The sequence below is a fragment of the Flavobacterium sp. LHD-80 genome (assembly GCF_030929605.1).
Taxonomy (GTDB): domain Bacteria; phylum Bacteroidota; class Bacteroidia; order Flavobacteriales; family Flavobacteriaceae; genus Flavobacterium.
The window spans coordinates 45,514-69,333 of record NZ_JAVFVS010000008.1 but is presented as its reverse complement, the minus strand read 5'-3'; the positions used below and the strand labels follow the sequence as shown (position 1 = coordinate 69,333).

21 protein-coding genes are annotated in these 23,820 nt (G+C 34.5%); 12 read left to right on the top strand and 9 right to left on the bottom strand.

Features of this window, described 5'->3' with window-relative positions; genetic code table 11:
* The first annotated feature begins 37 nt into the window (after positions 1-37).
* The 5 genes from RB619_RS11735 (at position 38) to nadD (ending at position 3,220) form a co-directional block, all read left to right on the top strand.
* The gene (locus RB619_RS11735) at positions 38-385 is read left to right on the top strand and encodes an arsenate reductase family protein (protein WP_144336936.1); all 348 of its coding nucleotides are present in this window, start codon (positions 38-40) and stop codon (positions 383-385) included.
* 293 nt (positions 386-678) lie between these two features.
* Entirely contained in the window at positions 679-1,539 is an 861-nt protein-coding gene (locus tag RB619_RS11730) for a YicC/YloC family endoribonuclease (RefSeq protein WP_308097625.1), read from the top strand.
* A 93-nt stretch (positions 1,540-1,632) separates the two neighbouring features.
* The gene (gmk, locus tag RB619_RS11725; RefSeq protein ID WP_308097623.1) at positions 1,633-2,205 is read left to right on the top strand and encodes a guanylate kinase; all 573 of its coding nucleotides are present in this window, start codon (positions 1,633-1,635) and stop codon (positions 2,203-2,205) included.
* A gap of 92 nt (positions 2,206-2,297) precedes the next feature.
* Positions 2,298-2,606, top strand: coding sequence for a four helix bundle protein (locus RB619_RS11720; protein WP_308097621.1), 309 nt, complete (start codon positions 2,298-2,300; stop codon positions 2,604-2,606).
* 32 nt (positions 2,607-2,638) lie between these two features.
* Entirely contained in the window at positions 2,639-3,220 is a 582-nt protein-coding gene (gene nadD, locus RB619_RS11715; protein WP_308097619.1) for a nicotinate (nicotinamide) nucleotide adenylyltransferase, read from the top strand.
* 82 nt (positions 3,221-3,302) lie between these two features.
* Here nadD and RB619_RS11710 read toward each other — a convergent pair whose 3' ends face one another.
* Together RB619_RS11710 and RB619_RS11705 are read right to left on the bottom strand one after the other, a co-directional pair.
* On the bottom strand, positions 3,303-3,674 hold the full coding sequence (locus RB619_RS11710; protein ID WP_308097617.1) for a PKD domain-containing protein: 372 nt from the start codon (positions 3,672-3,674) through the stop codon (positions 3,303-3,305).
* Positions 3,675-3,796: 122 nt separating this feature from the next.
* Positions 3,797-4,702, bottom strand: a complete 906-nt coding sequence (locus RB619_RS11705; RefSeq protein WP_308097615.1) for a LysR family transcriptional regulator — start codon at positions 4,700-4,702, stop codon at positions 3,797-3,799.
* A gap of 85 nt (positions 4,703-4,787) precedes the next feature.
* On the opposite strand from RB619_RS11705, the gene RB619_RS11700 reads away from it, so the two are divergent.
* The 3 genes from RB619_RS11700 to RB619_RS11690 all read left to right on the top strand — a co-directional run bounded on the left by RB619_RS11700 (position 4,788) and on the right by RB619_RS11690 (position 8,239).
* The gene (locus tag RB619_RS11700; protein WP_308097613.1) at positions 4,788-5,549 is read left to right on the top strand and encodes a type 1 glutamine amidotransferase domain-containing protein; all 762 of its coding nucleotides are present in this window, start codon (positions 4,788-4,790) and stop codon (positions 5,547-5,549) included.
* A 184-nt stretch (positions 5,550-5,733) separates the two neighbouring features.
* Entirely contained in the window at positions 5,734-6,891 is a 1,158-nt protein-coding gene (locus RB619_RS11695; protein WP_308097611.1) for an iron-containing alcohol dehydrogenase, read from the top strand.
* A gap of 352 nt (positions 6,892-7,243) precedes the next feature.
* Complete coding sequence (locus RB619_RS11690) at positions 7,244-8,239, top strand: NAD(P)H-dependent glycerol-3-phosphate dehydrogenase (protein WP_308097609.1); 996 nt, start codon at positions 7,244-7,246, stop codon at positions 8,237-8,239.
* Between the two features lie 155 nt (positions 8,240-8,394).
* Here RB619_RS11690 and RB619_RS11685 read toward each other — a convergent pair whose 3' ends face one another.
* From RB619_RS11685 to RB619_RS11675, 3 genes are all read right to left on the bottom strand, one after another.
* The gene (locus RB619_RS11685; RefSeq protein WP_308097608.1) at positions 8,395-8,802 is read right to left on the bottom strand and encodes a hypothetical protein; all 408 of its coding nucleotides are present in this window, start codon (positions 8,800-8,802) and stop codon (positions 8,395-8,397) included.
* A gap of 98 nt (positions 8,803-8,900) precedes the next feature.
* A complete protein-coding gene (gene pheS, locus RB619_RS11680; protein WP_308097606.1) occupies positions 8,901-9,920 on the bottom strand; it encodes a phenylalanine--tRNA ligase subunit alpha in 1,020 nt (339 codons plus the stop codon).
* Positions 9,921-10,042: 122 nt separating this feature from the next.
* Positions 10,043-10,399 (bottom strand): hypothetical protein, encoded by a 357-nt coding sequence (locus RB619_RS11675; RefSeq protein ID WP_142451474.1) that lies wholly within the window; start codon positions 10,397-10,399, stop codon positions 10,043-10,045.
* A gap of 222 nt (positions 10,400-10,621) precedes the next feature.
* Between RB619_RS11675 and RB619_RS11670 the strand changes: the two genes are divergently transcribed.
* The 4 genes from RB619_RS11670 to RB619_RS11655 all read left to right on the top strand — a co-directional run bounded on the left by RB619_RS11670 (position 10,622) and on the right by RB619_RS11655 (position 14,267).
* Positions 10,622-11,164 carry a CvpA family protein gene (locus RB619_RS11670; protein ID WP_308097602.1) on the top strand — a complete coding sequence of 181 codons (543 nt, stop codon included), beginning with the start codon at positions 10,622-10,624 and terminating at the stop codon, positions 11,162-11,164.
* A gap of 93 nt (positions 11,165-11,257) precedes the next feature.
* Positions 11,258-12,358: a helix-turn-helix domain-containing protein gene (locus RB619_RS11665; RefSeq protein WP_308097600.1), complete on the top strand. Its 1,101-nt coding sequence runs from the start codon at positions 11,258-11,260 to the stop codon at positions 12,356-12,358.
* Between the two features lie 236 nt (positions 12,359-12,594).
* Complete coding sequence (locus tag RB619_RS11660; RefSeq protein ID WP_308097598.1) at positions 12,595-13,587, top strand: alpha/beta hydrolase; 993 nt, start codon at positions 12,595-12,597, stop codon at positions 13,585-13,587.
* A 5-nt stretch (positions 13,588-13,592) separates the two neighbouring features.
* Positions 13,593-14,267, top strand: a complete 675-nt coding sequence (locus RB619_RS11655; protein ID WP_308097596.1) for a hypothetical protein — start codon at positions 13,593-13,595, stop codon at positions 14,265-14,267.
* Positions 14,268-14,573: 306 nt separating this feature from the next.
* On the opposite strand, the gene RB619_RS11650 is transcribed toward RB619_RS11655, so the two are convergent.
* From RB619_RS11650 to RB619_RS11635, 4 genes are all read right to left on the bottom strand, one after another.
* A complete protein-coding gene (locus RB619_RS11650; protein ID WP_308097594.1) occupies positions 14,574-16,982 on the bottom strand; it encodes a glycoside hydrolase family 95 protein in 2,409 nt (802 codons plus the stop codon).
* 405 nt (positions 16,983-17,387) lie between these two features.
* Positions 17,388-19,334 (bottom strand): sialate O-acetylesterase, encoded by a 1,947-nt coding sequence (locus tag RB619_RS11645; RefSeq protein ID WP_308097591.1) that lies wholly within the window; start codon positions 19,332-19,334, stop codon positions 17,388-17,390.
* 114 nt (positions 19,335-19,448) lie between these two features.
* The gene (locus RB619_RS11640; protein ID WP_308097589.1) at positions 19,449-21,686 is read right to left on the bottom strand and encodes a glycoside hydrolase family 3 C-terminal domain-containing protein; all 2,238 of its coding nucleotides are present in this window, start codon (positions 21,684-21,686) and stop codon (positions 19,449-19,451) included.
* A 51-nt stretch (positions 21,687-21,737) separates the two neighbouring features.
* The gene (locus RB619_RS11635) at positions 21,738-23,744 is read right to left on the bottom strand and encodes a glycoside hydrolase family 97 protein (protein WP_308097587.1); all 2,007 of its coding nucleotides are present in this window, start codon (positions 23,742-23,744) and stop codon (positions 21,738-21,740) included.
* Between the last annotated feature and the right edge of the window lie 76 nt (positions 23,745-23,820).

Genomic DNA, 23,820 nt, shown 5'->3' with positions numbered 1-23,820 from the left:
TGGATTTTCTTTGTATGTCTAACAAAATTCTCAAAAAATGAACAAAATATACTACTTGGCGTCTTGCGATACTTGCCGAAAAATCATTAAAAGTTTACCTGAAAACAATTTAGTTTTTCAGGACATCAGACAAAACCCAATTACGGAGGCTGAACTGGAAGAGATGTACAAGCTTTCTGGAAGCTATGAGGCATTATTTAGCAAGAAAGCACAATTGTACAAATCAATGGATTTAAAAAACAAATCTCTTACTGAGGCTGATTTTAAAAAGTATATTTTAGAACATTACACTTTTTTAAGCCGTCCGGTTTTTATTATTGATGGGAAGATCTACATTGGCAACAGCCAAAAAAATGTAGCAGAGGTAATAAAGGTTTTAAGTTAAATTACAAGATTTGTTTAATACGACTGCTCGCGTGAGGGATAGAAGCTGGCTACCGAAGTAGCGCGGATAGCCCGACCTTATTTACGAAAGGCGCACAATAAGCGGCTGGTTAAATAGCGCCTTTTGTAAATAGGGTCACGCCCAAATTATCTTTTATTACCAAACAACGTCTTTCAAAATTGGAAAATTCGTCGAAAAAAATCATTAAACAGCCTTTCTATACAATAGAATAGTATTTTACGTCATAAACAGAGCAAACTTTTAATTATCTTTGCGCCTTTATACTCAATTATATGATACAATCTATGACAGGGTTTGGCAAAGCTTCTTTGCAATTGCCTACAAAAAAAATTACCGTTGAAGTAAAATCTCTAAACAGCAAAGGTTTAGATTTAAACGTAAGAATGCCGTCGCTTTACCGCGAAATGGAATTAGGTTTAAGAACGCAAATCTCTACGAAACTAGAAAGAGGAAAAATTGATTTCGGAATCTATATTGAAAGCACTGCTGAACAAACTTCGACTAAAGTAAACGTTCCTGTTGTAAAAAACTACATTGAGCAACTTAAACAAGTATATCCAGACGCTGATGTGACTGAATTAATGAAAATGGCTGTTCGTATGCCAGATACATTAAAAACAGAACGCGAAGAAATCGACGAAAATGACTGGGAACAAATTCAGGTTATCATTGAAGAAGCTTTACAGAACATCTTAACTTTTAGAAAAGACGAAGGTGAATCGCTTGAAAAAGAATTCAACCTTAGAATTGCAAATATTCGTCAATATATGGACGACGCTTTGGCTCTTGATCCAGAACGTGTTCAGGCTATCAAAGATCGTTTGCAAACTGCAATTTCAGAATTACAGGTTAATGTTGATGAAAATCGTTTTGAACAGGAATTAATCTATTATTTAGAGAAACTTGATATTACGGAAGAAAAAGTACGTTTAACGAATCATTTAGACTATTTCCTAGAAACGATTAAAGGAACAGAAGCTAATGGCCGTAAACTAGGTTTTATTACTCAGGAAATGGGTCGTGAAATCAATACAATGGGATCTAAATCAAATCACGCTCAAATGCAAAAATTGGTGGTGATGATGAAAGATGAATTGGAGAAAATTAAGGAGCAGGTTTTAAATGTTCTTTAAACGCTGTAAGCTTTAAGCAATAAGCTATAGGCAAAATACCGCACAAATATTAAAGCTTAAAGCATATTGCTTAAAGCCTAAAGCATAACAATAATGAATAAAGGAAAATTAATTGTTTTTTCGGCACCGTCGGGATCAGGAAAAACAACTATAGTAAAACATTTATTAGGGAAAGAAGATTTAAACTTAGAATTTTCGATCTCTGCAGCTTCACGCGACCCACGCGGAGAAGAAGAACACGGAAAGGATTATTATTTTATTTCGCTGGAACAATTCAAAAAACACATTAAAGCCGAAGAATTTCTAGAATGGGAAGAAGTTTACCGCGATAATTTCTACGGAACTTTAAAAGCAGAAATTGAAAGAATCTGGGCTTTAGGAAAAAATGTAATTTTTGATATTGATGTTGCCGGAGGATTGCGTATCAAGCATAAATTCCCTGACCAAACTTTGGCAGTTTTTGTAAAGCCACCAAGTGTTGACGAACTTAAAAGAAGATTAAAACAACGTTCGACTGAAAGCGACGATAAAATTAATATGCGAATTGCAAAAGCTTCTGTTGAATTGGCAACTGCTCCACAATTTGATACTATTATCAAAAATTACGATTTAGATACGGCTAAAGAAGAAGCATATCAGCTGGTGAAAGATTTTGTTTCTAAATAGTAATTAGTGAGGAGTAATTAGTAAATAGCAATAAAAAATGAGTGAAATTAGATCTTATAAAGATTTATTGATTTGGCAAAAAGGAATTAAAATTGTTTCTAGTTTATCAATTGGTAAAATCATTCCCTAAAGAAGAGTTATTTGCTCTAACTAGTCAATTAAAAAGAGCTTCTGTATCGATTCCGTCAAATATAGCAGAAGGCTATGGTAGAAATACAGGTAAATCTTTTAGTCATTTTTTAAATATTTCTAGAGGTTCATTATTCGAAATTGAAACTCAATTACTGATTGCGAATGATCTTGGTTTTATTACTAGCCAAACTCTTTACAAAGAAATTTTAAATCAAATTGAAGAAGAATCAAAAATGATTAATGCTTTTTCCAAGACATTAAAAGACTAATCACTTTTTACTAATTACTAGTCACTTGAACTATGAAAATAGGTCTTTATTTCGGAACATATAATCCTATTCATGTCGGTCATTTAATCATTGCCAATCACATGGCTGAGTTTGCCGATTTAGACCAGGTCTGGATGGTGGTTACGCCTCACAATCCGTTAAAAAAGAAGGCAACTTTATTAGACGACCAACAGCGCCTTCAAATGGTTTATTTGGCAACTGAAGATTATCCAAAAATTAAACCTTCGGATATTGAATTCAAATTACCACAGCCTAATTATACGGTAAATACTTTAGTTCATTTGCAGGAGAAATATCCAAATCATGATTTCTCTTTGATTATGGGCGAAGACAATTTAAAAACGCTTCATAAATGGAAAAACTACGAAGTAATTTTAGATCATTACGACATTTACGTTTATCCTCGCATTTCTGAAGAAGAGGAAAATATCGAATTGAAATCGCATCCAAAAGTTCATATTATTGATGCGCCAATTGTTGAAATTTCATCTACTTTTATAAGAAACAGCATTAAAGAAGGAAAAAATATTCAACCTTTATTACCGCCAAAAGTTTGGGATTATATTGATCACAATAATTTTTATAAAAAGTAGATACATAATATTGTCATTTGACAAATACAAAGCAATAAAATAAAAAAGCCTGAATTTAAAATTCAGGCTTTTTTATTTTATACTAATTCACTGTGACACTTTTCTTTGGACTTACTGTACAGCTTCCTCCGCCTTTTGAAATTGCCACGTCAGCTTTTACTTCAAAAGTACCAGCAGTTGTGTACGTATGCGATACCGCTCCAGTCGCACTGCTTACGGTTTGAACAGGAGTTCCGTCACCAAAATTCCATTTTACAGAGCCTACAGAATTGCTTCCGCTATATTGAATTGAGTAATTTATAATTTTCGAATTACCAGCATCTGCTGAATGTTTTAATTCAGTTAAAATTGACTCTCCAAAACAATCTACAATTGCAGCATCGTCACTCTTACTGCAAGAATTATTCATAAAGAACATCAAAGTAAGCATCAAAATTGTTGTGATCTTTTTCATAATTGAAAACTTTTAGTGGTTCGTTTCTCAAATTTATCTCTTTAAAAAACAAATTCAAAACATAATTAAAGAATTTTCACACTTTAAAATCACTATTTTTCTGCATTTCAATTGATTACAAATTACAATCTATTACCAAAAAACAGTTTCAGTTCTTTCTCGATAGTATCAAAAAACGATTTTAAGTTGTTATTTTTTGGAGCCAATAAATACACAAATTCTTCTGGAACGTGAAAACTGTTCCAAACCAGTTGCAATTTATTTTCTTTAATATAATTTCTCGCATTGCAATTCCACGTTGCTGCTATTCCTTCATTTTTAGCCAAAAGCCTAAGCATTTCTGATTCCGAAGGAATAATATAATTTGGAACCATTGACGGCCTTTTTTTATTAAAAGCATGAAGCCAAAAAAGTTTTATATGCGGAATTCTAGCATCATGACTGTACCATTTCTGGGCATTTAGCCATTGTTCAATTTCTGTAAAGTTATCGGCTTTTAATCTTTGACGAAATTCTGTTATATCTAAACTTGATGGCGCAACCAATATCAGTTTTATTTTGCCGACAATCTCGTAAATGGTATCAAAAGTGTCAAATCTTTTTGTCGTAATCGCAAAGTCAAGCTTTTTAGAATTTACCAAATCAAAAAGCTCATCATTTTCTGCAAAGGTAAAATCAATCAAATCAAACTTTGAAATTAAAAGCGCACCGACACAGTCAAAAAGATGTCTAGAAATTCCAACCGAAATTAACCGATTTGCATCTTCGGCCTTTGCTCTGAAACCAGTTTCGACGCTTTCGAGTCGGTCCAGCGCATCTATTATCAAATTATTCAGTAACTTAGCGTATTCGGTTGGTTCTACGCCTTTTGACTTTCGATTAAATAATTTATTACCAACATGAGCTTCTAACATAGAAATTTGCTGACTTACCGCAGGCTGGCTCATAAATAATTCTTTTGCTGCAACTGAAAAATTTCCATTTTTATAAACAGCCTTAAATGTTCTGTACCATTCTAGATTTACCATGACATAAATTTATTTATAACAAACATAGTTTATTTTATTTTTACTAATATCACTTAAGACGTAAATTTGACAAAAATTTAATCTTATGAAGAAAATAGCATTACTCGCAATAATTGCATTTACAGCTGTAAGCACAACTGCTTTGGCTCAAAAATCAAATAAAAAAAGTATGAAAAAAGTATTATTTGTTGTCACCAGCAATGATAAACTGGGCAATACAGGAGAAAAAACAGGATTTTGGTCAGAAGAATTTGCTGCACCCTATTATGAATTATTAGATCAAGGAGTGGAAATCACAATTGCATCACCGCTTGGAGGACAACCTCCAATTGACCCAAAAAGTGCCGATCCATCTTCTGCAACTGAAGACACAAAACGTTTTGATGCAGATAAGGTTTTACAAGAAAAATTAAAACATACTTTAAAACTTTCGACAGTAAACCAAAAAGACTACGATGCTGTTTTTTATCCAGGAGGTCACGGTCCGCTTTGGGATTTAGTCGAAGACAGAAGTTCAATTGCTTTGATCGAATCTTTTTACACACACAATAAGCCCGTTGCTTTTGTTTGCCATGCACCTGCTGTATTAAAAAATGTAAAAGTTAATGGTGCTTATTTAGTAAAAGGCAAAAAAATAACCGGTTTTACTAATGAAGAGGAAGAAGCTGTTGGTTTAACTAAAGTAGTTCCGTTTTTATTAGAAGATGCATTAGCTTCAAATGGAGGAATTTTTTCAAAAGGACCAAATTGGCAACCATACGCAGTCGAAGATGGACTTTTAATTACAGGACAAAATCCAGCATCATCTAAACTAGTGGCTGGCAAATTATTACAGAAATTGAACTAAAAAAGGGACTAAGGAACTGAGTTGCTAAGGTTCTAAGTTTTTCTCTTAGTAACTTAATGACTCATTCCCTTATTCTCTCGAATTAATAAAAAATTAAATAATTAACGATGCTAAGTTTACTGAATAAGTTCAAAGAAAAAAACTTAGAACCTCAAAACCTTAGCATCTTAGAACCTTAAAAAAAATGCTAAACTTTGAATTATACAATCCGACAAATTTGATTTTCGGAAAAGGACAAATTGAGAAACTTTCGACTTTAGTTCCAAAAGATGCTAAAATCTTATTGGCCTACGGTGGCGGAAGTATTTTTAAAAATGGTGTTTACGATCAAGTAATCGCAAACTTAAAAGGTTTTGAAATTGTAGAATTTAGTGGCATCGAGCCAAATCCGCGATTCGAAACTTTAATGAAAGCTGTTGAAATCATCAAAGCAGAAAAAATTGATTTTATTCTTGCTGTTGGCGGTGGATCTGTAATTGACGGTGTGAAATTTATTTCGGCTGCAGTGAATTTTGAAGGAAACCCAATTGATATTCTTCAAAAAAGAATTTTGATTAAGGAAAATGCAATTCCTTTTGGAACTGTTTTGACATTGCCGGCAACAGGAAGTGAAATGAATTCAGGATCTGTAGTTACGATTGAATCAACTCAAGAAAAACTGGCTTTTGGCGGAAGCGCGTTATTCCCTAAATTCTCCATTTGCGATCCAACTGTAATTGCTTCTTTACCTAAAAGACAAATTCAAAACGGCGTTGTTGATGCTTACACGCACGTAATGGAGCAATACTTAACGTATCCGCACGAAGGATTTCTCCAAGACAGAATTGCCGAAGGAATTCTTCAGACATTAATTCAAGTTGGTCCAGGAGTTGTTGAAAATCCAACAGATTATACTTTGGCTTCGAATTTTATGTGGAGCTGTACCATGGCGTTAAACGGATTGATTCAAAAAGGTGTTCCGCAAGACTGGGCAACCCATATGATTGGACACGAATTGACTGCACTTTACGGAATTGACCATGCAAGAACTTTGGCGATTATTGGACCAAGTTTGTATAACGTAATGTTTGAAACCAAAAAAGGCAAATTGGCGCAATACGGAAGAAGAATTTTTAATTTATCTGGTTCTGATGACGAAGTAGCAAAAGAAGCAATTAATAAAACTGTGGAGTTTTTCCATACAATGGGAATGGACACAAAACTTTCTCAATACACTGATGATTACTCAAAAACAGCTGATTTTATTGTAAATCGTTTTGACGAAAGAGGCTGGAAAGGTTTAGGAGAAAATCAATTAGTAACTTTAGAAAAAGTAAAATCTATCGTTGAACTTAGTTATTAAGTATTCAGTGGTCAGGTTTTTAGTGGTCAGTTAAAGTAAACAGTGAACACTAAAAGACTGAAAACTGCCAACTAATGAAAAAAGGCGTTCTTAACTAGTTTAAGAGCGCCTTTTTAAAATACTAAAACAAAACTAACTAACTCAATTTTTATTAAACTCATTAAAATTCTAATTTATAATCACTTACAACGTAAGGGTTATTATTTTATTGTATAGAAGACGAAATATTTTTTTATTTTTTTTCTAACCTTTTGAAAAACCGTTGTTTTTAAAGGCTTTTCATAAATTTCTTAAAACAGATTTTGTATTATTACTACATTATTAAGTACTTTTGTTTTAAATTATTAAAATAATGAGCGAAAATTTAAAGTTTGCAGTCATTGGAGGAGGAAGCTGGGCTACGGCAATTGCAAAAATGTTATGCGTTAATCAATCTGAGATTGCATGGTATATGCGTAATGACGCTGCAATCGAGCACATTCAAAAATACAAACACAATCCAAATTATTTAAGTTCGGTTGAATTTGATATCAAAAAACTTAAATTAACTAACAATATCAACGAAGCAATTGAATACGCAGACTATTTAATCTTCGCTATTCCATCTGCTTTTTTAGATGCCGAACTGAAAAACATGACCGTTTCTTTATCGGACAAAATCATTTTCTCGGCTATTAAAGGTATTGTTCCCGAAACAAGTTTAATTGTTGGAGAACATTTCCATATTCAATACGATATTCCATATTACAATATTGGTGTTATAACAGGTCCTTGTCATGCTGAAGAAGTGGCATTAGAAAGACTTTCATATTTGACAATCGCATGTGGTGACCCAGAAAAAGCCTGCAATATGGCAAAAACGCTTTCTGGAAATTATATCAAAGCCAAAATTTCTGATGATATTATTGGTACTGAATATGCTGCAATGCTTAAAAATATTTACTCCATTGCTGCCGGAATCGCTCATGGTTTAGGTTATGGCGACAACTTCCAATCCGTTTTGATGAGTAATGCAATTCGTGAGATGAAAAAATTCATCCGCAAAGTGCATAAAATGAAACGTAACATTAATGATTCAGCTTATTTAGGCGATTTATTGGTTACAGGATATTCGGTTTTTTCTAGAAACAGAATGTTCGGAAATATGATTGGAAAAGGATATACAGTAAAAAGCGCTATGATGGAAATGAGCATGGTTGCCGAAGGTTATTATGCAACAAAAAGTGCTTATAAACTAAATCAAGGCTACGGAGCAAAAACACCAATTATAGACGCTGTTTATGCGGTTTTATACGAAGGAAAAGATGCGAAGTCTGTTTTTAAGAAATTAACGGAGTCTTTGGATTAAGTATTCAGTGGTCAGTTTTTAGTGATCAGTTACAGTAAAATAAAAAAGTCCGAAAAAATATTTTTTCGGACTTTTTTTATTTTTTAAAATTTCAGACTCCTATTCTAGCGAATACTGTGACTGTGGCTGAACACTAAAAAACTGAATACTGAACACTACTTCACCATAATCCCTTCAACAAACAAAATCGGTACTTCTTCGGTACTGTTTTCATTGATTGAATTCGCTTTAAAAATGAACTTCTTATCGTACAAAGTATTTCCGATGAAGAAAGTTACCATAAATTCGTTATTAAGTGCTAAAAGGCTTTTTTCTACCAATTCTATTTTCACAACGGAAACCGAAGGAACTTCAACAAAAGCATGACGCAAAACGGATGTTTTTTTCATTTCGCCGTCAATAGTTCCAAATGCTTTTGAAACCACCATTACGCTATCTAAATTAAAATCACTGTCGTTAACCAAGTACGCGTACCATACTTTTTCCATAAAATCGTCACTCCACTCCTGCACTGCTGCAAGAAAAACGTTTTCAACTTCTGGAATTATTATATCTTTTTTCATGTTAGTCAAAAGTCATAAAGTCAAAAGTCGAAAGTCAAAAGTTGTAAAGTCATCATAGTGAGACTTTCGACTTTGGACTTTCGACTTTGGACTTAAAATTAAATATTTGCTTTGAACTGCTCTAAGAAACGAACATCGTTTTCATAAAACATACGGATATCGCCAATTTGGTATAAAAGCATTGCGATACGCTCTACTCCCATTCCAAAAGCAAAACCGTTGTATTCATCTGGATTAATATCGCAGTTTTTAAGAACATTTGGATCTACCATTCCGCAACCTCCAATTTCTAACCAACCCGTTCCTTTTGTGATTCTATAATCTGTTTCGGTTTTTAAACCCCAGTAAATATCAATCTCGGCACTTGGCTCTGTAAATGGAAAATAAGACGGACGAAGACGAATTTTAGATTTCCCGAACATTTCTTTTGTGAAATAAAGCAACGTTTGTTTTAAATCCGCAAAAGAAACATCTTTGTCAATGTACAATCCTTCCACTTGATGGAAAATACAGTGCGAACGTGATGAAATTGCTTCATTACGAAAAACACGTCCCGGTGAAATAGTACGAATTGGTGGTTTATGATTTTCCATATAACGCACCTGAACCGATGATGTATGCGTACGCAAAAGCACATCTGGATTTGTCTGAATGAAAAATGTATCCTGCATATCACGCGCCGGATGATATTCTGGCAAGTTCAACGCAGTAAAGTTATGCCAATCGTCTTCGATTTCAGGACCTTCAGAAACATTGAATCCAATATTGGCAAAAATATCGATGATTTGATTTTTAACAATCGAAATCGGATGACGAGAACCAACAATTACTGGTTCTGCAGCACGAGTTAAATCACCAAAAATACCTTTTGTTTCTTCTTTGCTTTCAAGCTCTTCCTGAATTACTCTTACTTTTTCTTCAGCAACTGCTTTTAAAGTATTGATTACTTGCCCAAAATCCTTTTTCTGGTCGTTCGGAATATTTTTAAATTCAGTAAAAAGTTCTTTCAACAAACCTTTACTTCCTAAATATTTAATACGGAATTGTTCTAACGATTCTTTATTTTTCTCATTAAAGGATTTAGCTTCCTCTATGTGCTGTTTTATCTTATCTATCATTTTTCCTTCGATAATTGAGAATACAAATTTAGTGTTTTTAGTTTAAAGTGTGCAGTCACAGTCGCAGATTTCAGTTTACAAATCAATAATTCTAAAAACTGTGACTGCGATTGTGGCTAAAACTACTCAATCAGATTTCTTTCTAAAAAATAACTTACAATAGCTTCTTTCATCAAAACCGATTGTTCTCCGGCTTTTAGTGGCGGTAATTGCTCTTTTACTTTGTAATGTGGCCAGCCGTCTTCGTCAAAATATTCGAATTCGTAAAATCCGTATGGCTCTAATAATCTGCAAATTGCAATGTGCATTAAATTCAGTTTTTCATCTTTTTTAAATTCACGGTGAATTTTCCCGAATTCCTGAACTCCAATTAGGTAAATTATGGCATCCAAATCTAAATCTTCACCTTGCGAAAATTGATTTGAAAGTATATCGACGAGCTTTTCCCAGCGCTCTTTTAGTTGTGTATCTCTAGACATTTTTTATAATTGTGAATTATGAATTGTGAATTATAAATTTCAAAACATAAATTTTTAGTTGGCAAAGATACGGACTTCGATTCCAAAGACCTTAAAAAAATAAACACAATGAAAAGTTGCCACGTTTTTGTTCTCAAAAAACCTTTGTCACTTTGTAACTCTGAATCTCTGAACCTTAAAAAAAGATATATATTTGCGCCTCATTAAACACCAAACCAAAACATGAGTTTTTTTGATATTATTGTTGCCGCACTTCTGGCTTTTAGTTTATACAAGGGAATTAAAAACGGACTTTTTGTAGAAGTTGCTTCTTTTATTTCCTTATTATTAGGAATTTATCTTGCGATTAAATTTTCGTCTATAATGAAAGAAATGATCATGAAGCATGTTTCGTGGAATCCTAACACAATTCAAATTACGGCTTTCATTTTAACGTTTATTCTCGTTGTAATTGGTGTTTATTTTTTAGCCAAAATATTAACCGGAATTGCTGATTTTGCTTTCCTTGGCTGGGCAAATAAATTGGGTGGCGGTTTTTTCAGAGTTTTAAAAACCATCTTGATTATGAGTATTTTTATTGCTTTATTCGAAAAAATAAACTTCAACAATACTTTTGCGAAACAAGAAACTTTAGATAAATCTATTTTTTACAATCCAGTAAAAAAAGTTGCTGCGTTTGTTTATCCTTCTATTGAAAAATGGTACGAAAGTTTTAAAAAAGAAAACACCAAAAAAACAGACGAAACATCAGAAACTGAAAAATAATATTTAGAAAATATTTCATTTTCAAATATTTGCAAGAAATATTTTATCTTGCCAGCTATTTCCAACAAACGATTTTAACCAAAAATCCAAACCATGTTGTACTTAACGGGCATAATAATTACCTTTTTTCTGGTTGTTATTCTTGCAAGCAAAAAAAATAAAAGTGAAGCGGATAAAATTCTGGCGTTCTGGCTGTTTTTTACCGGATTTCATTTGTTTTTGTACTATCTGCATTATAAAAATGATTTTGCTTCATTTCCGTTTTTGTTAGGTTTTGAACTTCCAATGCCATTGCTCCAAGGACCATTTTTGTTTTTATATACCTCGGCATTGACCAATCAAAATCGGCATAAAAAATACAATCTTTTGCATTTTTTGCCTTTTGTATTCGCTTGTTTAATTCTGATTCCATTTTTTGAACTTTCTTTTGAAGAAAAATTAAAGGTTTTTCAGAATGAAGGAAAAGGCTATGAAAATTTGATTCTGATTCTTTACTCCGCAATTCTTATTTCTGGAATTGTTTATGCATTGCTTTCGCTCCGAAAACTTTCAAAACATCGAAAAAACATTTCAGAAGCATTTTCGTCTACCGAAAAAATCAACCTAAGCTGGCTTCAATATTTAATTCTGGGCTCGAGTATTATCTGGATTGTTGTCATCTTTTTTAATGATGAATATATCTTTTCGGTCGTTGTTTTTTATTTGATGTTTATTGGTTATTTTGGAATCAAACAAGTTGGGATTTTTACGAATCAAACTATTTCTGAAGACAAAACTCTATCTATTTCTTCTAATGAAAATATCGAAACTGAAAATTTATCAGAAAAAATAAAATATGAGAAATCAAGTTTAAGCAATTCTGAACTTCATTCGCTTCATCAAAAGATGACTCAAATAATGACGGATGAAAAATTATACAAAAATCCCGATTTAACGTTAGCCGAATTATCTCAAAAATTAAATATTCATTCGAATATTCTTTCGCAGGTCATCAACTCGGCAGAGGGGAAAAATTTTTACGACTATATTAATTCGCAGCGCGTAGAAGAATTCAAAAAGCTGATTCTTTTGCCCGAAAATCAAAAATTCACACTACTTTCTATTGCATTCGAATGTGGCTTTAATTCAAAAACCGCTTTTAACCGAAACTTTAAAAAAGCAACCGGACTTTCTCCGTCTGAATATTTAAAGTAAGTTTTTTTGTTTCTCGCAGATTCCGCAGATTTAAACAGATTTTTAAATCATTTTAATCCCAACAATCTGTGGCAAAACAACTTCATGTCTTTGCAAACAAATTTCAACACAAAAAAAACTTAGCAACTTAGCACCTTAGTAACTTAGCATCTTTAAAAAAAGAACCACCTTACAAGTTGGGGCGACTCATATAGTACTGAAATACATCTTTGCATGAAATTTTAAAAATTTATGCAATGAAAACCAACGTAATTTATACAGCTGTAATTGCTGTTTCGATTTTCTTTTTTCTTGGATGCGAAAATGAAAATGACATAGACGGCATTGGAAATTTAGTTCCAAAAACAGTCGATCAAGATCCAACATTACCTTCAATTTCAGTCAACGGAACACAGCTTCATGCAGAGACTTTTGGAAATCCAAATAATCCAATGCTTATCTTTTTGCACGGCGGTCCAGGCTCTGATTACCGAAATGGCCTAAATGTCCAACAACTCGAAAACGACGGTTATTATGTCATTTTCTACGATCAGCGCGGTTCTGGATTATCAAAAAGACATGATAAAAAAAGTTATTCTATTCAGCTTGTTTTAGATGATTTGACAGAAGTTATTAAACACTACAAAACTTCTCCAAATCAAAAAGTATTTCTTTTTGGACATTCGTGGGGCGCAATGCTCGGAACTGCTTATGTCAATTCGTATCCAGATAAAATCGACGGATTAATTTTAGCAGAACCGGGCGGACTCAACAAAAAACTCTTAGATGAATACGGCGAAATGAGTCGGAAAATTGAGATATTCTCTGAAGTCACCAGCAATCTTTTATACGTTGATCAATTTTTGACCGGAAAAGAAAATCAGCATGAAATTCTCGATTATAAATTCGGCATTTCTACGAGTTTCTCTTATGCAAAAGGCAATAAAGAAGGCATTCCCGGTCCGTCGCCATTTTGGAGAATCGGAACAACTGTTTTGGAAAGTTTTACAGACATCGCCGAAAATGATGGCTTTGATTTCACTACAAATTTAAATCAATACAAGACGAAAGTTTTGTTTTTATACGGAGAATTAAATCAGTCATATGGCTTGAGTTTTGCTCAAAAAGAAGCAGCTTATTTTCCAAATTCCGCCATTGCAGAAGTAAAGGGAACCGGCCATGAAATGATTTATTTCAAATGGGAAAACGTGTATCCAATTGTGTTGAATTATTTAAATGATTTAAAATAAGAGCCATGAAAGCAATACTATTATTTATCACATTTGTCATTTCACTTTTTACTTCCAACATTTTACAAGCGCAAAACATCAACTGGAAAAATCTTAAAAGCGAAGAAAAAAACATTTTAAATGTCAATGCCGGCTGGGAATACAGTTTTGTTTATGGTTTTGGTTACGGTTATCATTTAAAAACCAAATTGCCTATTATTCTAGAAAGTTCTATTTCGCTTGCTTCTGGCGAAGTTGTTTTTGATGATTTTAAAACTAAAATTGGCGGACAAATCAATTTATATCATACCGAAAACTTCTATTTTAATGCAACGCTTCACGGAATTTATAGGCGTTATGGAAATCCGCTCGTGACTTTACAAAATTTTGGTGCCGATGCCTCAACGACAATTGGTTATTACAAATCCAAATGGTTTGTTGCCGGAGAATTTGGTTTTGACAAAGCCATTGTAACTCATTTTAAACACAGCGAAATTTATAAAGAAGTTTATCCCGATGTGAAAAATGGCTGGTTCGAACCGACAACAGGAGGGAATTTCAACTTCGGGATTCAAGGTGGTTATTCTTTTAGCAGAAGCGATCTAACTTTAAGAGCTGGAAAAGTAATGAATGAAGATTTTAAAAGTACGCCGTTGATCCCTTTTTATTTGCAATTAGGATTTAGTTATAAATTGGAATGATTTTTTTTTAACACATAGAAACATAGTTTTTCTTTGCGGTTAAAGGCGTTTCACTTGTTTAAACAACATAGAGCTATGTGTGAAAAATGTGTTTTTCTTTTAGTTCTCTTTATTTTAGACAAAACATAAAATCTATGTTTCTATGTGTTTAAAAACCAAACCCGACAGGTTTTAAAAACCTGTCGGGTTTACAACATGTTGTCAGGCTGAGCGTCCCGAGGCTTCGGGAGAAGCCCATTTATTACAAGCTAGCCTTCTCCCGAAGCCTCGGGACGCTCAGGATGACAATTGTTTTCAAAATAATATTTAGAATTTTACTTCTAGCTTTTCTCCTTTTTTCAAAGTAATATTTTGTTTTTTATCACCGAAGATTAAAGTTGTGTTTCCTCCAAGTTTCGAAGAAACTATCAATTTTTGAATTGTTTTATTGCTCCAGCTCATTTCGATTTCAAATCCGCCACGGGCACAAATTCCGCTTACCGAACCTTCATCCCAGGCATCTGGCAAAGCGGGAAGCAAACGGATTTCATTTTCGTCAGACTGAACCAACATTTCGGCAACGGCAGCGGCACCACCAAAATTTCCATCAATTTGAAAAGGCGGATGCGCGTCAAATAAATTCGGATAGGTTCCTCCGCCTCGTCTTGGTTTATCTGTTTTCTTTTTATCAGGATCTACGTAGCGTAACAATTCACGATACATTTTATAAGCACGATTTCCGTCCCAAAGTCTTGCCCAGAGATTAATTCTCCAGCCTTTTGACCAGCCTGTGGTTTCGTCTCCTTTTATTTCAAGTGTTTTTCTTGATGCTTCGGCCAAATCTGGTGTTTTTAAAGGCGTAATATGATTTCCAGGAAAAAGTCCGAATAAATGTGATTGATGACGGTGTTTTGGATCTTTATCTTCCCAGTCAAAATACCATTCCTGCAAATTTCCTTTTTTGCCAATTTGATACGGATGAAATTTCGCCAATGCTTTTTCTAGTTTATTTCTAAAATCGGCATCAACATTAAGCACTTTTGAGGCTTTTATGGTTTTATCAAAACATTCGCGAATCATGGCCAAATCTGCAGTTCCTCCATAAAGTGTTGCACCCACAAATCCGTCTGCAAGTTTGTATTGATTTTCTGGCGATGTTGATGGAGATGTGATTAAATTTCCGTTTTTATCGGTTGTCAGCCAGCCCAAACAGAATTCGGCAGCGCCTTTCATCAACGGATAACCTTCTTTTTTTAGATACGCTTTGTCTTGACTAAAAACGTAATGTTCCCAAATATGCGTACTCAGCCACGCGCCTGCTATTGGCCAACACGCCCACATTGGTTCTTCTTTTCCAAATTGCCCAACCGGATTGGTCATTGCCCAAATATCAGAATTGTGCGCAGCCACCCAACCTTCTTTAACTCCATAAAAAGTTTTAGCAGTCACTTTACCCGTTACCGAAAGGTTTTTAATAAAACTCAACAACGGCAAATGCATTTCGGAAAGATTGGTGTTTTCTGCCAGCCAATAATTTTCTTCGAGATTAATATTCATCGTATAATTACTGCTCCAAGGCGGATTCAAATACGGATTCCAAAGTCCTTGTAAATTTGCCGGAACGCCAATTGTCCTTGATGAACTAATCAACAAATAACGCCCAAAATTGAAATACAAAATTTCCAGATTTTCATCTTCTTTCCCTTCTGAATATCGCAATAAACGTTCATCTGTCGGCAAATCTGGAGCCGTGGTTTTTCCTAAATCTAAATTGACACGATTGAAGAATTTTTGATAATCGGCAATATGAGATTCTTTTAAATTGCCGAATGATTTTGCATACGCTTTGTTCAAATTTTGCAATGCATTTGTAATATCATCTAAACCTTCGGTTGCAGGATTTTTGTCAAAACCGTTAAAGCTTGTTGCTACAGAAACAAAAATAATAGCTTCTGTCGCGTCTTTTAAAGTCAAAGCTTCTCTTGAAGTTGTGACTTTCCCGTCTGTTTTTTTGATTTGGATCAAGGTAGTAAACTTTGTCCCTCTTTCTTTTATGCTCAAATATTTTGGCAAAACGGTATATCCTTTATTTTCATGAATTGGCGCAGTACCTGTCATTACCAAAACATTTCCTTTCACTTCGACAGTTGATTGTAAGAGACTTTTTAGATTAATATCAAAATTCAAAGCGCCTTTTTGATCAGCGGTCAGTTTGATGATCATAATTTGATCTGGCGCTGAGACAAAATATTCACGGGTATATTTTATGCCCGCCATTTCGTAGCTTACTTTTGAGATTGCATTTGAAAGATCCAATTCGCGATGGTAATTCACCGCTTTTCCTTTTTCAGAATTATTGATTTCTAATATTCCTAAAGGCGCATACGATTCGGAGTTTTTTCCTTGAACTTTTTTATTAAGTTCTTCTGCGAGTTTGTAGTTTTCGTTTTTTAAAGCTTCACGAATTGCCGGAATGTTTTTGTAAGCTTCCGGATTCATGTTTGCATTTACTGGTTCGCCCGACCAAAGTGTAATATCATTCAGATCAATTTTATCTGAATTTGCGCCACCATAAACGGTTGCGCCCATTTTTCCGTTTCCTAAAACTAAGCTTTCTTCAAAGAATTCTGCGGGTTGATTGTACCATAAAACACTTTTGGATTGTGCCGAAATGTTTGTATAGTAAAATGGGAGAAGTAAGATGAGAAATGTTTTTTTTATGATTTTTGGATTCATAGGCTTTTTGTTTTTGGTCGTGTTTTTTACATCTCGTATTTCTGCAATCTTGTCATTCCGAGGAACGAGGAATCTTCGGTAGTAGCTCGACAAAGATTGAAGATTTACTTTATGGAGTTTCTTGCGAAGATTCCTCGTTCCTCGGAATGACAAAACTATCGTGTTAATCTTGCAATAACAAATAACTGTTCCTAACGGAGATTTCTTATCACCTTTGCTCGCGTGAGGGATAGAAGCAAGCTACCGAAGTAGCGCGGATAGCCCGACCGCATCCTGATAAGTGGGCGAATAAGCGCAAAGAAAGTTAGCCCGCTTATCAGGATGTGGTCACGCCCCAATAATTATTCTCAACGGATTAAAATCCGTTGCTAACGATATTTTGTTCCTAACGGAACTTTTTTAGTTTTACTTACTCACTTTATATATTTCGTTTGCCGAAATCATTTCCCAATTATCAGTTCTGAAAGGCGATGCAGGGAATTTTTCTTTATTGAAAAGATTAATCTGTGAGTCGTCGTCGGCCCAACCGTAATGAACGGCAACTGGGTTTTGAACCTCCTCGCTGAAAACGATTATTTTGTTGTCTTTGATTATCGCTTTCGCTGTGTGAAAAATTTTGTCGGCGCCTGCAATTTCGAAACCTTTTAATTCAGCGTTATTTGAAGTTGTCAAACCACTTCCAATATTATCGAAAGTCAGAATAATTTGGTTTCCTTTTATTTCTTGAGATTTATAGGTTGGTCCGCTAAAAACTTGTTTTTTGCCGTAAATATTATTCATCGCAATTGCTGCAAGACGCAATCCAATATCTTGTTTGTTTGTTGGGTGAATGTCTTTTGCGTTTCCAATATCTGTAGTAACGGCCATTCCGGTATTTTTCAATTTTAAGGTTTCAGACTGTGCTTCGCGAAGTTCGGCCCAGCGACTTCCTTTTTTGCTGTTTCCTCCAGATTCGTCAAAAGTTGATAATTGAACGAAGTAAAAAGGAAAATCGCCTTGTTTAAATTTGGTTCTCCAGTCTGTTATCAATAATGGGAATGCGATTTTATACTGATTTGCCCTCCAGGCATTCGTCTCGCCCTGATACCATAAAACGCCTTCGATCGCATAAGGAACCAATGGATTTACCATTGCGTTATATAATAATGACGGATAGCTATTTGGCGATAAAGCTGTTTTCACTTCGATTACTCTAAATTTCCATTTCCCGTCAAGCGGAAGAACTTTACTGCCAACGGTTAATTTTAAATCTTCAGATTCTCCATAAATGCCTCCGCCTCCGCCGTTATCGACAATTCGCACGGCAACTACATTTTTTCCTTCTTTTAAAATATTTGTGGGTATTTGATAAGTACGTTTGACATCATATTGAAAATTTTTCCCAACTTCGATTCCGTTTATGTATGTAATGTCTTCGTCGTCGATTTTTGCTAAACTTAATGTTGCTTTATTTTTAATGTCTTCTGCAGAAAGTGTGATTGTTTTTCGCATCCAAACTATACCGTCTAAATCGCCAAGATGCTGACTTTCCCAAATACTTGGCGTGTTTAATTCGCCCCAAGACGTATCATTAAAAGAAAGTTCTTTGAACGTATTTTCATTAGCTGTATTTACTGGAGTTCCTTGAATTTTTTCGATTCTTTCCTTCATTCGGTTTGCGTACAATTTTGAAATAGAATCGACATTCATAACGGGAACATCGGCGATCATATTTTTGAATTCATTGCTTTTTTCAAATGCTTCACGGCTTGTCCAAGTTTCAACATTGGTTCCGCCCCAAGAAGTATTGATGATTCCGATAGGGATTTTTAATTCGGCATAAACTTTTCGGGCAAAATAAAATCCGACAGCAGTGAAATTACCAACTGTTTCTTTGCTCGAAACTTCCCATTTTCCGGCTTTTAGATCGTCTTTTGGTTTTCCACTAAAATCTCGCTCGACACCAAAATGACGAATCATCGGATAATCGGCATTGTTCATTTCTTTTTCTGCGTTGATGGTTTTAGAAACCTGAAATTCCATGTTTGATTGTCCGCTGCAAATCCAAACTTCACCAACTAAAACATTTTTAATCGTGATTTTATTTTTTCCGATGATAACAAGTTCAAAAGGCCCACCTGCTTTTTCTGCATCTAAATTGACAGTCCATTTTCCGTTTTTATCGGCTTGTGTTTTTTTGATTTGTTTGTTGAAATGAATTTCTACTTTTTCATTGGCGTCAGCAAAACCCCAAATTGGGATTGCTTTATTACGCTGTAATACCATTCCGTCTGAAAATAGCAGAGGCATTTTGACATTGGCATTTGCCATTATGCCACATAGAAGTAAAAAAAAGATTGTGATTTTTTTCATTTTTTCTAATATAAAAAATTAAACCATATAAGGAATATAAGTAAAATTAAGCTAACGGTGAGGCTGAACTTAATTCACTTATATTCCTTATATGGTAAATTTACTGTTTTCTTCTTACTGAATTGTTATCGCAATCTCAGTTTTGATATCTCTTGATGAATTTCCGATTTTGAGTGTATATTTTCCTGGTTCCACCGTCCATTTTTTAGCCGAAACATTATAATACGCTAATTCTTTTACCGGAATTTGAATCGTCACAGTTTCTGAACTTCCTGATTTTACCAATACTTTTTTGAAACCTTTCAACTCTTTTGAAGCTCGGGTTACTTTTGAATCAGCCTTAGAAGAATATACTTGAACAACTTCTTTTCCATCAACTTTACCTGTATTTTTTACTTCAGCAGAAACAGAGATAATGTCATTTTCAGCATATGAAGTTTTGTCTGTTTTTGCATTTTCGATAGCAAAAGTAGTATAAGACAATCCATAACCAAAAGGAAATAACGGCGCAATATTTTTAGTATCAAACCAACGGTAGCCAATCAAAATTCCCTCAGCATAATTAACCGATTTTCCTCCTGGGAAACTTTTTGTTGCGTGTGCTGGCGAATCCATAATATTTTTAGGCATTGTCCAAGGCAGTTTTCCTGACGGATTTACTTTTCCAAGCAATACATCGGCCAAAGCATTTCCTCCTTCAGAACCATTAAACCAGCTCCAAACTACTGCAGGCGAATTTTTAGTAACTTCATTAATATCAAATGGAGCTCCAGCAATCATTACCACAATAGTTCTTGGATTTACCTCCAATACTTTTTTGATTAATTCTTCCTGACCAAAAGGTAATTTCAAAGTTCTTCTATCAGAAGCTTCTGTTTCATAATCACGATTTGAACCTGCAAAAATCACTGCAACATCCGATTTTTTGGCTGCTTCAACCGCTTCCTGAACTTTTGCTGGATCTAATTCGTCAATCGTTACAGGGCCATTTAATGTAATATCGCCTAATTTTCCTTTATTTTTTTCGTCATAACGCTCTAAATAACCTTCGGCATAATTGATTTTTATAGAAGATGGCAATCTGTTTTTTAAACCTTCAAGCGGTGTAATTTCTCTTTTTGTTTTTACTCCAGCGCCAAATCCTCCTAAAGAATTTTTCTTCATCGCATTGTTTCCAATAACGGCAATAGATTTAACTCCGTCCAATTTTAAAGGCAATGCATTGTTGCTGTTTTTCAACAATACAATATCTTCTGCCGCAATTTTATAGGCGTCTTGATAATGTGCTTCTGTCGCAATACTTCCTTTCGTACGGTCTTTTGCGCCCATTGCTTTTACTTGGAACAAAACTCGTAAAATACGTTTTACATGCAGATCAATTTCTTTTTCTGCAATTTCTCCCGCTTTTACGGCTGCAATTAATTTATCTGCTAAGAAAAATTCGTTGAATGGTTTTGGAGTTCCCATTTCAATATCCAATCCGCTTTTTAGTGATTTTACAGTTGAATGCACCGCAGCCCAATCTGAAACTACAACGCCTTTAAATCCCCATTCGTCACGCAGAATTTTATTCAGCATATAATCGTTTTCACATAAATATTCTCCTCTAAATTTATTGTAAGCGCCCATTATTGCATACGCTTTTGCTTCTTTTACCGAAGCTTCAAATGCAGGAAGATAAATTTCGCGCAATGTTCTTTCATCCATTTGAACATCTACAAAATCACGATTGGTTTCCTGATTGTTTGCTGCATAATGTTTTACACACGCCATCACGTCTTTTTCCTGTAAACCAACGATCAAAGGCACGGCAATTTTTTTATTCAAAAACGGATCTTCAGACATGTATTCATATGTTCTTCCGCCAAGTGGCGTTCTGACCATATTAATTGCTGGCGAAAGCAACATGTCTTTATCTCTTGCACGTAATTCTTCTCCCAAACTATTTCCGAAAGTATGTGCCATTTCAGCGTTCCAAGTTGCTGCCAAACCACCGCCTGCAGGATAATAGGTTGCAAAATCATTTGTTAATCCGGCTGGCGCCCAGTTGTCTCTCGAAATTTCCTCACGGACTCCAAGTGGACCATCGGCCATTTTTAATTCGGGAATACCCAAACGTTCTACGGCGCCTGTACTGAACATACTGTTTCCGTGCAACATTCCAATTTTTTCCTCAAGCGTCATTTGAGAAATTAATTTATCTATTTCAGCATCATGTTCTGACCCAATTTCTTTTCCTTTATATTCTTCTGTTTGCGCACTTTCTGAACTATCAGTTTTTGCATCATTTTTACAAGACGTAAATAATACAAAAGCCAAAGCTGCCGACAGGTATATCATTTTGTTTTTCATTGATTGTGGTTTTTAGTTTTTGATAGTTATGTTTTTTAAAATCTAAAATAATTATATTTTTTTGAATCTAATTGCTGTTCCTCCTGCGCCACCTAAATGTAATTGTATTGAATCTGAAGCTTTTACTGTTTTCTTTGAAATTGCAACGGCTTCTGGGTTGTGTTTTTGATCAGTTTTTTCTGCATCAGCATAAATCTGCGCCTCGTAATTTGCATTGGAATCTAAGAAAGAAAGTGAAATTTCAAGCTCTATTGGGTTTTCATTTGTAATGCTTCCCAAAAACCAATCATCGCTGTTTCTGTCTTTTCGGACTATCGTAATGTATTGGCCAATTTCCCCGTTTAACACTTTTGTATCTTCCCAATCTGTCGGCACATCTTTTAAAAATTGCAAAGCAGGTTTTCCTTTGTAATTTTCAGGAAGATCGGCAAGCATTTGAATTGGAGAATAAATCGTTACGTATATAGCCAATTGCTGGCCAACTGTTCCCTGAATTCTTTTTCCTTGATAACCTTGTTTTACCTCAACATCAAAAATTCCAGGTGTAAAATCCATTGGACCAGAAAGCAATCTTGTGAACGGAATTATGCTTAAATGATTTGGCGGATTTCCTTCGCTCCAAGCGTTATATTCTTGTCCGCGCGCCGCTTCTCTTGAAACCATGTTTGGATATGTTCTCCGTTCGCCCGTATCTTTTATTGATTCGTGATATAAAACAGCTAAATCATATTGCGCTGCTTTTTCTAAAATATATCTGAAATAATTTACTCCAAACTGCCCAAAATGCATTTGTTTCATATTTAATTTAGAACCTACGTGGCCAATTTTAACTGTATGAATTCCGAGTTTTTTATATAGGGCAAAACCTTCGTCAACTTGTTTTAAATAGTTAATTAAGTTGGAACCTGTTTCATGATATCCAATTAATTCAATATTGTTTTTCTTTCCGTATTCAACCACTTTTTCTAAGTCGAAATTGTCAGCGGTTTTGGTGAAACTAAACATATGCATACGGTTTTCATACCAGCCCGGCGTCCAGCCTTTGTTCCAGCCTTCAATCAATAAATGATGAAAACCTTCTTTGGCAGTAAAATCAATATATTCTTCGGCGTGTTTTGTGGTTGCGCCTTGTTTGTCGCTTTCCCAGAAAGTATATTTCCCAATGTGCATTCCCCACCAAATTCCTAAATATTTATAAGGTTTGAAATACGTATTGGTGTTTTTTAATTTGTTTGGCTCATTAAGATTTAAAACCAAATAAGATGTAATCAAATCGCCCGGTTTTTCTCCAATTTGAATGGTTCTCCACGAAGAAGTAAACGAATCTTTCACACGAACTTTAACGCCATCTGCCCACGGCACTAAATCTGATTTTAATTCGGTTCCTTTTGTGTTTACCAAAGTCATGCTCGCAAAATCGACCAAATTTGCTTCATGAAAACTCAAAGCCAATCCGCTTTTACTTTCAATTGTTAGCGGAGTTAAAACCGTATCTAAAGTACTTATTGGAGAATCTTTAAAAAGATATTCGTCGCGATTTTCTCTGTTTGCAGGAATCCACCACGCTTTTCCGTCTTCTTTTAAATTAAAAGTTGTTTTTTCATCCATGATGAAAATACTGTCTTTTACGTTTTGTTTTGGATAAACATATCTAAAAGCAACTCCGTCGTCGAAAGCACGAAATTGAATTTCCAATTTACGCTTGTTTCCTGTTTTTTGCTGTAATTCGACTGAAAGTTGATTGTAATGATTTCGGATGTTTTTCTTCTCACCCCAAACTTGTTCCCAAGTTTCATCATAAGAAGCTGTTTTGACATTTTTGATATCAAAATTCGAACTTAAATCTTCATTTCCTTTCAGCAAAAAACCCATATCTGAAGGAGAAATTACTTCGATTTTCCCATGAGAAACAGTGTATTTTGGAGCATTTTTTACCAGCTCAAATTTGATTTTATTTTGTCCGTTTGGCGATGCCAATTCATAAGTGTTTTTCGTTTTTTGACTGTATCCAATCAAAACTAAAAGTAAAAAAGCGATAAGAATTAGCTGTCTTTTCATGATATTTTTCTTAATTCGTTTTTAATAAATCGGACGAAAATTAGGCTTTCGCCCGATTTAGAAACTCAATAAAAAC